This is a genomic window from Sphingorhabdus sp. (genome assembly GCF_044357595.1).
Lineage (GTDB): Bacteria > Pseudomonadota > Alphaproteobacteria > Sphingomonadales > Sphingomonadaceae > Sphingorhabdus_B.
This window is the reverse complement of sequence record NZ_JBIKPH010000094.1, coordinates 1-9,913: the sequence shown is the minus strand read 5'-3', so window position 1 is coordinate 9,913 and position 9,913 is coordinate 1. Positions and strand designations below refer to the sequence as shown.

Genomic DNA, 9,913 nt, shown 5'->3' with positions numbered 1-9,913 from the left:
GCAAGCGACAGTTCGGACACGCTCATCGCCTGGGCATTGTCGCCGGGGCGCTCCTCGGCTAACAGGCGAGCGACTTGCGGGTCGGCAGTTTCAAAGGGGTCATTTGCGGACATGAATATCTTGCTCATTGGTTCGGGCGGTCGCGAACATGCGCTGGCGTGGAAGCTCGCGCAATCGCCAAATTGCGATACACTCTTTGCGGCGCCGGGCAATCCCGGGATCGCGCAAGAGGCTGAACTGGTAGATATCAGCATCGCCGATCACGCGGCTGTGATCGCGTTCTGCGCTGGGCACGATATTGGCTTGGTTGTAGTCGGGCCTGAGGCACCTTTGGTCAGCGGTCTGGGCGACAGCTTGCGTGACGCCGGTATCCCCGTTTTTGGCCCCAATCAGAAAGCAGCGCAATTGGAGGGGTCGAAAGGCTTCACCAAGGATATGTGCGCGGCGGCCGGCATCCCGACCGCTGGCTACGCCCGCTATGACAGAAAGGCATCGGCGCTGAAGGGGTTGGACGCATTTGATGCGCCTTATGTGATCAAGGCAGACGGCTTGGCAGCGGGCAAAGGCGTCATCATCGCCGAAACGCGTGCCGAGGCCGAGGCCGCCATTGATGATATGTTCGGCGGCGGTTTCGGGGATGCTGGCGCGTCGGTGGTGCTTGAAGAATTTATGGCGGGTGAAGAAGCAAGTTTCTTTGCTTTGACCGACGGCCGCGATGTTGTTGCCTTTGGTTCAGCGCAGGATCACAAGCGCGTGGGCGATGGTGACACGGGGCCTAATACCGGCGGCATGGGGGCGTATTCACCCGCTTTTGTTCTTACCGACACATTGCAGGCGCAGGTGATGGAGCGCATCATCAGGCCGACCGTCGCCTATATGGCCGCCAACGACATGCCCTATTCCGGTGTGCTGTTTGCGGGCCTTATGCTGACCGACGAAGGCCCCAAGCTCATTGAATATAATGCCCGCTTTGGCGACCCCGAATGCCAGGTTTTGATGACGCGTTTTGAGGGCGATCTTGCCGCATTGATGCTCGCTGTTGCCACAGGGACGCTGGCGCATGCGGAATGCCCGCTGTTTTCGCACCAAGCCGCGTTAACGATTGTTATGGCGGCCAATGGATATCCCGCGGCACCAGAAAAAGGCGGCGCCGTTGGGCTGGGGACGGTTTCAGGCGCCACGGTCTTTCATGCGGGAACCGCTGAAATCAATGGTCAGTTGGTGGCTATAGGAGGCCGCGTGCTTAATGTTACCGCGACAGGCGCCAACGTAACCGAAGCGCAAGCAGCGGCTTATGCCGCGGTTGACTGTATCGATTTCCCAGGTGGCTTTTGCCGCAAAGATATTGGCTGGCGAGAGGTCGCGCGTGAGGCAGCGTCAGGTACGCCTTGAACGGCAAACTTTTCTGTCACGGATTAACACTTTCACGCGAGCATGAATTTGCTTAGTTAGCTGCTATGTTTTGGTATCCTTCGGGGAGAAATACATTGTCCAACAATTTAATCATCATCATCGGTGCGGTTCTGATCGTTGCTATATTGTTATGGTGGCTACTGCCGCTGGGCGGCGCGAAGAAGACAACGGACAGCGCGCCTAAAGACATTGCGCAGCCCCCTGCGGCTGTTGTTAAGGCCGACGTGCCAGTGTCGAAGACGGCCAAGGCTCCGGTGAAGACCGCCGCCACGAAAAAAGCAGCCGCGCCCAAAGCCGCTGCGCCAAAGCCTGTTGCTGAAAAGGCAAAGGCCGAAAAAGTGCCAAAGGTTAAAGTAGAAAAAGTAAAAGCCCAAAAAGCACCCAAAGCAAAGGCCGAGAAGGTAAAAAAAGCCAAGGCGGAGAACGCACCCAAGGCCAAAGCAGAAAAGGCAAAAGCGCAAGCTGCGCCCAAGGCAAAGGCGGCCAAGCCTGTTCCAGTATCATCGATCCCTGAAAATCTTGAGCTGATCAAGGGCTTGGGCCCCAAGGTCAATACTCTGCTCAAGGGTCTTGGCGTAACCAGCTTTGCGCAGGTTGCCAACTGGACCGCCGCCGATGTGTCTGAAATCGATGCCCAGCTTGGCGCCTTTGCCGGCCGGATCACACGGGATAATTGGATCGACCAAGCCCAATTACTTGCGGCTGGCGATGTTGCCGGTTTCGAGCAAAAATATGGCGCGCTGGGGACTGGTGCGAAGGGCTAAGCCAACTTATTTTTGATGCGGTTCGGTCGAGGCTGAAGGTCGCCACCACAATTGGGGTACTGCCCATTTAGCGCGCCAGTGAAGCAGGATGTGCAAAACGTACATTCATAGCTGCAGATCATCGCATCTTTGCCTCCTTATCGCCCGACCCGCTGCAAGCCCGTGCCGTGCATTTTGAGCCACTGATCGGCAGCCTTCCGGTTCCCGTCATACAGGGTATCAAGCCACGCGTAGAATTGGGCACTGTGGTTCATATGGCGAATGTGCGCGACCTCATGCGCAATGACCGAACGACGCACAGAAACAGGTGCCATAATCAAGCGCCAACTTAGGGAAATAGTGCCTCGGCTCGAACAACTGCCCCAGCGGCTGCGCGGATCGCCAAGCGACAAGCGCGGGACAGGGTCGTTTGCCTTAGCGCAATAATATGCGATTTCCTCTGTATAAACCCTACGGGCTTCGGCCCTTAGCCAGCGCAAGATGCGCGCTTCGACCGACGATTCGGGCCCGCCAAGCAGAAGCCTTCCTTCTTTGCATTTGACGTTGCGCGGCCATTCTTCGCGCCATTCTATGATATAGCCCTCGCCCTCAAAAGCAATTTCACTGCCGGGGGCAATTGGCGCTGCGTCGGCAACGCTGTTGAGACGAGTGGCAATCCATTCGCGCTTTTTTGCAACAAAATCGAGTGCCACATTGGTGGGCGTATAGGGCGGCATAGTTATGCGAATTTCGCGTTTGACCGCGTCGGCCCGCATGGAAATACGTTTGGCGCGGCTGTTGCGATGGATGCGCACGGGCACGCGCTCGCCTTTGATATTTACCTCGGGATCAGAGAGGCTGTTCGATAATATGGTTTTCAAGCGGTCCAGCATGCAATTCCGATATTGCCCTACCTTTGACTGACATGCCAGCGTCATGAACCGTCTCGCGGCTACCGCTGATCAAATAATGCCATTCGGGCAATGGCTGGCCTGCGGCTCGCAGCACATAGGCGCAGGTTGACGGCAGCCATACATAATCGTCAATCTTATTGGCCGTGAGCCTGAGGCAATCCGGCACAATCGCCTTGCGCCCGGGATAATCCGCACATTGGCAGGTCTTTAGGTCAAGCAATTTGCACGCAACATTGGTGGGATAAATGCGGCCAGTGTCCTCATCTTCCACCTTGTTCAGGCAGCATTTGCCGCATCCGTCGCACAAGGCCTCCCATTGCGCGCGATTCAGGCTTTCGATCGGAGCCTCCCAAAAAGGCGCGTTGGTCACATCAACGGACCCATTTAGCGAGTTCCGCCTCCACCAAATCCGATGCGCCTTCATTGACATCAGTGTTCGGGACATCGGCCGGCATCAGCGCCAAGGGCTCACCCTTAGGGCCCATCAGATACGGCGTCTGGCTATGGCTCATCAGGTAATTTTCGGGCGAGGAGCCTTCAACACGGCCTGAATAAATGGCAAATTTCTTAGCAACTTCGGCAATTTCCGCCTCAGTGCCAGTCAGGCCAATAGCGCGCGGATGAAAGGCACTTACAAATTGCTTTAGAACTGCGCTCGTATCGCGCGATGGATCGACGGTAATGAAAATCGGTTGAATCTTTGCGCCAAGGTCGGGGTTCTTTTTCTCGTACACTTTAAGGCCAGCCATCAAATTCTGCATATCGGGCGTGCAGATGTCCGGGCAATTGGTATAGCCGAAATAGACAATGCGATACGAACCATCAAACTCCTTGAAGCTGCGTTTTTTGCCATTCTGGTCGGTCAGTAGAAAATCGCCACCAATTTTCGCGCCTGCCAGCGGCGCCGTGCTAAGTGGTTGTTGGGACGGCGCAGAGTTACAGGCCGAGATGAAAAGGAGCGCCAAGAGCGCGAAAAGTGGAGTTTTGTTCATAGCGGGGCCAGACATGGTCTGCTAAAGGCAAGATATCAAGCATATTGGATGTGAAAATGGCGCAGATTCTGTTGAAAAAGACTTTTTTTCTCGGCCTTACGGCTGGGCTTATCGTGCCTGCTGCTGTTGGCGTAGTCGCGCCTGCCGCGTACGCGCAGTTTTCGGACAGTTACAATTTCTTAAAAGCCGTCAAAGATCGCAAGGGGGAGGAGGCCGAAAAGTTTCTTTCCGAGCCTGGCAGTGTCATCATCAATACCCGTGACGGCAGCACCGGCGAAACAGCTCTGCACATCGTCATCCAGCGCCGCGATTCCTCGTGGCTTGGCTATCTGTTGCAGAAAGGCGCAAACCCCAATCTCGCGGATAAAAAGGGCACCACGCCTTTGATGTTGGCTACACAATTAGGGTATGTGGATGGCATCGATTGGCTTGTCCGTAAAAAAGCAGTGGTCGACCAAACAAACCGTTCGGGCGAAACTGCGCTTATCCTTGCGGTGCAATTGCGCAATCCAGAGGCCGTCCGCGCATTGTTGAAGGCAGGAGCAAACCCAGACAAAACCGATAGCCGTGCAGGATATTCGGCACGTGATTATGCCAAGCAGGATGGGCGTGCCTCGGCTATTGCCGCAATCATTGAAAGTAACGGCAAGACCGATGCTGCGGCAACGACAAAACCGACTGAGTTGGATTTTTCAGGCATCGCATCGCCAAAATAACCGGTTTGCGAAGCTTGGGCTTGGCGTGATTAGCCCGGCACAAACGTCATCGCGACGCCATTCATGCAATATCGCTTGCCTGTGGGCTTGGGTCCATCGTCAAATACATGACCAAGATGTCCGCCGCAGCGTGCGCAATGCACCTCAGTGCGTGGGATACCGATTTTATAGTCTGTCCGTGTGCCCACCCCGCCAGCTAATGGCGCATAAAAGCTAGGCCAGCCAGTACCGCTTTCAAACTTTGTTTTGGATGAAAACAGCCGGGTCTGGCATCCGGCGCAGACAAAATTACCCTTGCGCTTTTCGCTGTTGAGCGGGCTGGTAAATGGGCGCTCGGTGTCCTCTTGACGCAGCACGCGATAAGCCGCCGGCGACAAGCGCTTCTTCCACTCTGCATCGCTATAGGTGACAGCAAAGCGTGCCTTCGCTGTTGCGTCCTTACCGCAACCGAAGACAAACGCAGCCGCGCCAACGCTCGCGAAGGACAGAAATCTGCGTTTGCTCAGCTTCATGACATGTTCCTTGATAAGCTCTGCCAGTGACTATGCCGCAGAGACCGAAAAGGTTCCCTATCAATAACGCGACAGTTCCACATCCATCTTGCGATAGCCATGTACGAAGCATCCCGAGACACGCTCGGGTTCGGCCACCACATTTGGCCGGAGGCGGCGCGCAGCCATTTCCTCCAACAGGATGCGGATTTGCAATTCAGCAAGCCGCGCACCCACGCAACGGTGGATACCATAGCCAAACGCCAAATGGCGCCGCGCATTCTCACGGTCGACGATCAGCTTGTCTGGATTTTCGAACACGGTTTCATCTCGGTTAGCCGACAGGTACCACATGCCGATTTTGTCACCCGCTTTGATAGGGGCACCAAATAGGTCATGATCTTGCGTTGCAGTCCGCCGCATATGCGCCAGCGGGGTCTGCCAGCGGATAATTTCGCTGACGGCGTTGGTGATGAAGGCCGGGTTCTTTTCAAGCTTCTCACGCTCATCCTGAAAGCTGTGCAGACCATAAGCATAGCCCGACATCGAGTTGCGCGTCGTGTCGTTGCCGCCAACGATCAGCAAAATGAGGTTACCCATATATTCGAATTGGCTCATGTCCTTCATCGGCGAATGGATCATCCGGCTGATCAGGTCAGGAGCTTCGCCGCGATTTTTGCGCTCTTCCCACAAATGCTGGAAATAGGCACCCATTTCGAACATTTTGGCGAGCCGCGCTTTGCGCGTTTCTTCCGTACGGACCAATTCGATGTCGCCCGCCCAATCAGACCATTCGGTAAGCTTGCGGCGATCTTCCCACGGGAAATCAAACAGCAATGCGAGCATCTGCGTGGTCAATTCAATCGAGACTAGATCGACCCAGTCAAAGGTTTCACCGATAGGGAGCGAATCCAGCAATTCGGCCGTGCGACGGCGAATATCAACGGCCATGCGGTCCATTTCACCGGGCGTGAATGCCGGCGCGATAACCCGGCGTTCTTCGGTATGCTTTGGCCGGTCCATCGCAATGAACATCGGCATGATCACTCTTTGGTCTTCGGGAATCGGTTCAGCGAGGGCGTTGTCGTCAATCAGCGTGATGCCGCCATGTTCGAAGGAGGATGAATATATGTCGGGCAATGCCTCAACATGCTGAATCGCTTTCAGCGTCGTGACGTTCCAATAGCTGCCAAAGTCAGAGCCTTCGATTTTGTTAATCGGCGCCTTTTCACGCATTTCTTTGAAAATGGGATGCCAACGATCTTCAACATAAATATCGGCCTTCGTCACATCCCAGTGGTGCGGTGCCTGATTCACTTCGTAAGGTAACGAATCGCTCTCAATTATCGGGGCAGTTGCCATTTTTCTCGACTCCTCTGAGGTTAGAAAGTGCCACTACTGACAAAAATGTCAATCCAGTTTCGAACCGCAACTTATAATGCACTCGACCTATTTTACCCGCGAACTTTGATGAAGCCGAACAGCTTGCGCCCACCCTCTTCGGAGACGCGGCCGGCGCTTCTCGACTGCGTCACATTTTTCTTGAACAGATAGACGGCGAGACGCAGCAGAAGCACTGCAAACAACATCTGGCCAATGATCGCTATCGCAGGATGCCAAAAATGCTGCCTTCAGGAATTTTCAGGTCGACGCCATCGACCTAATGAAAGCCGTCGAATTGCTTTACGAGTCCCTTTGCCTCTATTGCATACATTCTGCTGTGCCCCGGAGTGAGAGTTAGTGCTGAATAAGGTTGGCGTGTGAATAGAGACAAGACAAATTTGGTTAACATTCTGGAAGAACGTGCCAAGAGCGAGGGGTTTGTTGCCTTTGGCATCGCGCCCGGCCACCTTGCACCGCGCGCCGGGGAACGTCTGCGCCAGTGGTTAAAGGAGGGTCGCCATGGCGAGATGCTTTGGATGGAGAGCCGCGCCGATGAACGCGCCAATCCCGATATCTTATGGCCCGACGTAAAGTCGGTCATCATGCTGGGGATGAGCTACGCGCCGCCGCAGGACCCGATGGTAATGGCGGACCAAGGTAATCGCGCGCGGATTTCGGTTTATGCGCAAGGGCGCGATTATCATGATGTCGTCAAAGGCGCGCTAAAGCGGCTCGCGGGATGGATGGCGCATGAAGCGGACGCTGGTGTTAAAGTCTTCGTCGATACCGCGCCTGTTATGGAAAAAGCTTTGGCGCAATCGGCCGGACTTGGCTGGCAGGGTAAACACAGCAATGTCGTCAGCAGGGAACACGGCAGCTGGCTATTCTTGGGCGCAATTTATACCACTGCTGAACTTGAACCCGCGACAGCAGCAGAGGACAGTTGCGGTTCATGCAGTGCCTGTCTGGACATTTGTCCCACCAATGCATTTCCGGCGCCCTATCGTTTAGATGCGCGCCGCTGTATTTCCTATCTCACCATCGAGCATAAGGGGCCTATTGACCCTGCATTGCGTCCCTTAATGGGTAATCACATTTATGGTTGTGATGATTGCCTTGCGGTCTGCCCGTGGAACAAGTTTGCCGAAACGGCGGCTGCGCACAAGGCGTTCTTGCCGCGCGCTGAACTGGTGGCCCCCCAAATTGCCGATTTGCTGACTTTGGATGACGCCGCTTTTCGCAAGCTATTTTCAGGATCGCCGATTAAGCGGATTGGCCGTGATCGCTTTGTCCGCAATGTTCTGATCGCCGCGGGCAATGGCGGCGATGCAGGAGTCATCGCGCAGGTCGAAACATTGCTGCATGACCCGGCCCCCGTTGTGCGCGGGGCAGCGATATGGGCATTGTCGAGGTTGTCGCCTGAGAAGCTTGACCGCAGGCGGGCGGAATCATTGGCGTATGAGCAGGATCCCTCGGTGCGCGCTGAATGGGACATTGCAACTGGCGATAGCGATATGACTGCCCGCTAGCGGCGCTGCAATGCCTCAATGCATGCGGCGCGGTCTACTGCTGCACCGTCGCTTCTTCGCGCATCGACATAAGTGACGACTTCGCGGCCACCCTTGTTTTCGGGATAAAGAAAAGCGTCGAGGATGCATGGCTTGCCGACAAATTGTAACTTGCGGCCATAGACTTCGACAACATCAAGCCGCGGTTCGCCAAATTGGCGTTTCAATGTGCTGATATCTTTGCCGATCACACTCTCAAGACCGCGCGCAACGGCAATAGGCCGCGCAGGAAAAGACGCAGCGGTGCGCTCCACAGGTGCGGGGGGACGTGCCGCCGGGCGTGCCATTGGACGCGCCTCCTGTGCCGAAACGCTGCCAGCCAGCAGCAACATCCCTAAAATGAGAGGGATAGCTATTTTAATCATGATCTATTTCCGGAATGAACCAAATGAACGGCCATTGCTGTTGCCAAAACTGGTACGAGAAGATTGACGAACGGCACCAGCATTCCGGCGGTACCAAGAAGACCAAGCATCAGCCGTGGCAGCTTGCTGATTGCGCCCTTCGACTTTCCGTGGCGTGCGATTAGCATATCTTCAAGGTCGCGACCCAGAAGCAACGCGTTGATCAGCAGAAAGGCAATGGCCGTGCCGACGCCTGTAAACAGCAGGAGCAAGTACAAAGGTAGAGCGAGCAAGTTATAGCCAGCCACCCGCACAATAGACTTTATGGCCATTTCTATGCCCGCGCCAAAGCTTGGCCGTTTCCCACAGGCGGCGTGCTGCAGATAAAACTGATCCTCCACGGCATCGATTATATCGTCGGCAAAAATCCACGTGATCGCGACCGTGATAACGCGGAACAATAGGGCGCCCGACAAGACGATAATAGCTACCGATAGTAAGCCAGACCAAAATCCGCCATCATCCACCTGGAGCCAAGCGAACAGCCTTTGTAGGGCAAACCACAGACCAACGCCCAGAGCAAGAAAGCTTATGATGGTCAGAAGGACCACTTTGGCCATGACAGCAGCGATGCGCCGGTCGGACAAACTTTGGAACGAAAGCATCAGCGCTTGGAACATTGCGCCGTTCTAAAGCGCTTGCCGGAAATGTCCAACCCCACTAGGGCGCGCTTGGCTCAAATAGGAACCCTGATGACTGATACCCGTTTCGACGTCCTCGCAATTGGCAACGCGATTGTGGATATCATTGCCGACACCGATGATGCGTTTATCGCAAGCGAAGGCCTGACAAAGGGCAGCATGCAGCTTATCGACGAAGCGCGCGCGCAGGCTTTGTATGCGCATATGGGGCCAGCCCGCGAAATCAGCGGTGGTTCGGCGGCCAACACCTTGGCGGGACTTGCACGGCTTGGACACAAGACGGCTTTTATCGGGCAAGTTGCGACGGACCAGCTTGGCGAAGTGTTCGCGCATGACATCCGCGCAGGCGGCATTCATTTCGATATTCCTGCCCGCGACGGCGCGCCATCAACCGCGCGCTGCTACATATTGGTGACGCCCGATGCGCAGCGCACGATGAACACCTTTTTAGGGGCATCGCAATATCTGCCTGCAACCGTGATCGACAAATCCTTGATCGAAAGCGCCGCGATTCTCTATCTTGAAGGCTATTTGTGGGACCCAGAGGAACCACGTGCCGCGATGCGCACCGCGATTGACGTCGCGCGCGCGGCTGGCCGCAAGGTAGCTTTGACACTGTCAGATGCTTTTGTGATTTCGCGCCACGGT

At 55.4% G+C, this 9,913-nt stretch carries 14 protein-coding genes; 5 read left to right on the top strand and 9 right to left on the bottom strand.

Annotation, left to right across the window (positions count from 1 at the left end):
- Positions 1 to 111: 111 nt before the first annotated feature.
- Positions 112 to 1,392 (top strand): phosphoribosylamine--glycine ligase, encoded by a 1,281-nt coding sequence (gene purD, locus ACIQ2T_RS09610; RefSeq protein WP_397590622.1) that lies wholly within the window; start codon positions 112 to 114, stop codon positions 1,390 to 1,392.
- 95 nt (positions 1,393 to 1,487) lie between these two features.
- Positions 1,488 to 2,177, top strand: a complete 690-nt coding sequence (locus ACIQ2T_RS09605; protein ID WP_397590621.1) for a hypothetical protein — start codon at positions 1,488 to 1,490, stop codon at positions 2,175 to 2,177.
- Here the strand turns inward: ACIQ2T_RS09605 and ACIQ2T_RS09600 are convergent.
- The 4 genes from ACIQ2T_RS09600 to ACIQ2T_RS09585 are packed head-to-tail and all read right to left on the bottom strand — an operon-like array spanning position 2,174 to position 4,062.
- Positions 2,174 to 2,299, bottom strand: a complete 126-nt coding sequence (locus tag ACIQ2T_RS09600; RefSeq protein ID WP_397590620.1) for a DUF1272 domain-containing protein — start codon at positions 2,297 to 2,299, stop codon at positions 2,174 to 2,176. The genes ACIQ2T_RS09605 and ACIQ2T_RS09600 overlap by 4 nt on opposite strands.
- A gap of 15 nt (positions 2,300 to 2,314) precedes the next feature.
- A complete protein-coding gene (locus ACIQ2T_RS09595; RefSeq protein WP_397590619.1) occupies positions 2,315 to 3,049 on the bottom strand; it encodes a M48 family metallopeptidase in 735 nt (244 codons plus the stop codon).
- A complete protein-coding gene (locus tag ACIQ2T_RS09590) occupies positions 3,006 to 3,440 on the bottom strand; it encodes a YcgN family cysteine cluster protein (protein WP_397590618.1) in 435 nt (144 codons plus the stop codon). Before ACIQ2T_RS09590 ends, ACIQ2T_RS09595 begins: the two co-directional genes overlap by 44 nt.
- Before the next feature lies 1 nt (position 3,441).
- A complete protein-coding gene (locus ACIQ2T_RS09585) occupies positions 3,442 to 4,062 on the bottom strand; it encodes an SCO family protein (RefSeq protein ID WP_397590617.1) in 621 nt (206 codons plus the stop codon).
- 56 nt (positions 4,063 to 4,118) lie between these two features.
- Here ACIQ2T_RS09585 and ACIQ2T_RS09580 point away from each other — a divergent pair, with 56 nt between their 5' ends.
- Entirely contained in the window at positions 4,119 to 4,778 is a 660-nt protein-coding gene (locus ACIQ2T_RS09580; RefSeq protein ID WP_397590616.1) for an ankyrin repeat domain-containing protein, read from the top strand.
- Positions 4,779 to 4,807: 29 nt separating this feature from the next.
- On the opposite strand, the gene msrB is transcribed toward ACIQ2T_RS09580, so the two are convergent.
- From msrB to ACIQ2T_RS09565, 3 genes are all read right to left on the bottom strand, one after another.
- Positions 4,808 to 5,290 carry a peptide-methionine (R)-S-oxide reductase MsrB gene (gene msrB, locus ACIQ2T_RS09575; protein ID WP_397590615.1) on the bottom strand — a complete coding sequence of 161 codons (483 nt, stop codon included), beginning with the start codon at positions 5,288 to 5,290 and terminating at the stop codon, positions 4,808 to 4,810.
- A 60-nt stretch (positions 5,291 to 5,350) separates the two neighbouring features.
- Positions 5,351 to 6,631, bottom strand: coding sequence for a cytochrome P450 (locus tag ACIQ2T_RS09570; RefSeq protein ID WP_353209731.1), 1,281 nt, complete (start codon positions 6,629 to 6,631; stop codon positions 5,351 to 5,353).
- A gap of 92 nt (positions 6,632 to 6,723) precedes the next feature.
- A complete protein-coding gene (locus ACIQ2T_RS09565) occupies positions 6,724 to 6,858 on the bottom strand; it encodes a hypothetical protein (protein WP_397590614.1) in 135 nt (44 codons plus the stop codon).
- A gap of 171 nt (positions 6,859 to 7,029) precedes the next feature.
- On the opposite strand from ACIQ2T_RS09565, the gene queG reads away from it, so the two are divergent.
- Complete coding sequence (gene queG, locus ACIQ2T_RS09560; RefSeq protein WP_397590613.1) at positions 7,030 to 8,181, top strand: tRNA epoxyqueuosine(34) reductase QueG; 1,152 nt, start codon at positions 7,030 to 7,032, stop codon at positions 8,179 to 8,181.
- Here the strand turns inward: queG and ACIQ2T_RS09555 are convergent.
- Both ACIQ2T_RS09555 and ACIQ2T_RS09550 read right to left on the bottom strand, forming a co-directional pair.
- On the bottom strand, positions 8,178 to 8,585 hold the full coding sequence (locus ACIQ2T_RS09555) for a hypothetical protein (RefSeq protein ID WP_397590612.1): 408 nt from the start codon (positions 8,583 to 8,585) through the stop codon (positions 8,178 to 8,180). The genes queG and ACIQ2T_RS09555 overlap by 4 nt on opposite strands.
- On the bottom strand, positions 8,582 to 9,244 hold the full coding sequence (locus tag ACIQ2T_RS09550) for an EI24 domain-containing protein (RefSeq protein WP_397590611.1): 663 nt from the start codon (positions 9,242 to 9,244) through the stop codon (positions 8,582 to 8,584). Before ACIQ2T_RS09550 ends, ACIQ2T_RS09555 begins: the two co-directional genes overlap by 4 nt.
- 72 nt (positions 9,245 to 9,316) lie before the next feature.
- Here ACIQ2T_RS09550 and ACIQ2T_RS09545 point away from each other — a divergent pair.
- On the top strand, positions 9,317 to 9,913 hold a 597-nt coding region (locus tag ACIQ2T_RS09545), incomplete at its 3' end, for an adenosine kinase (protein WP_397590610.1).

What these genes read in the sequence shown, in the direction of transcription:
- ACIQ2T_RS09580 (WP_397590616.1), top strand. Translation starts at nt 4,119, where the DNA reads ATGGCGCAGATTCTGTTGAAAAAGACTTTTTTTCTCGGCCTTACGGCT.
- ACIQ2T_RS09565 (WP_397590614.1), bottom strand. Translation starts at nt 6,858, where the DNA reads ATGTTGTTTGCAGTGCTTCTGCTGCGTCTCGCCGTCTATCTGTTCAAG.
- ACIQ2T_RS09585 (WP_397590617.1), bottom strand. Translation starts at nt 4,062, where the DNA reads ATGAACAAAACTCCACTTTTCGCGCTCTTGGCGCTCCTTTTCATCTCG.
- ACIQ2T_RS09555 (WP_397590612.1), bottom strand. Translation starts at nt 8,585, where the DNA reads ATGATTAAAATAGCTATCCCTCTCATTTTAGGGATGTTGCTGCTGGCT.
- ACIQ2T_RS09570 (WP_353209731.1), bottom strand. Translation starts at nt 6,631, where the DNA reads ATGGCAACTGCCCCGATAATTGAGAGCGATTCGTTACCTTACGAAGTG.
- ACIQ2T_RS09600 (WP_397590620.1), bottom strand. Translation starts at nt 2,299, where the DNA reads ATGATCTGCAGCTATGAATGTACGTTTTGCACATCCTGCTTCACTGGC.
- msrB (WP_397590615.1), bottom strand. Translation starts at nt 5,290, where the DNA reads ATGAAGCTGAGCAAACGCAGATTTCTGTCCTTCGCGAGCGTTGGCGCG.
- ACIQ2T_RS09550 (WP_397590611.1), bottom strand. Translation starts at nt 9,244, where the DNA reads ATGTTCCAAGCGCTGATGCTTTCGTTCCAAAGTTTGTCCGACCGGCGC.
- ACIQ2T_RS09595 (WP_397590619.1), bottom strand. Translation starts at nt 3,049, where the DNA reads ATGCTGGACCGCTTGAAAACCATATTATCGAACAGCCTCTCTGATCCC.
- purD (WP_397590622.1), top strand. Translation starts at nt 112, where the DNA reads ATGAATATCTTGCTCATTGGTTCGGGCGGTCGCGAACATGCGCTGGCG.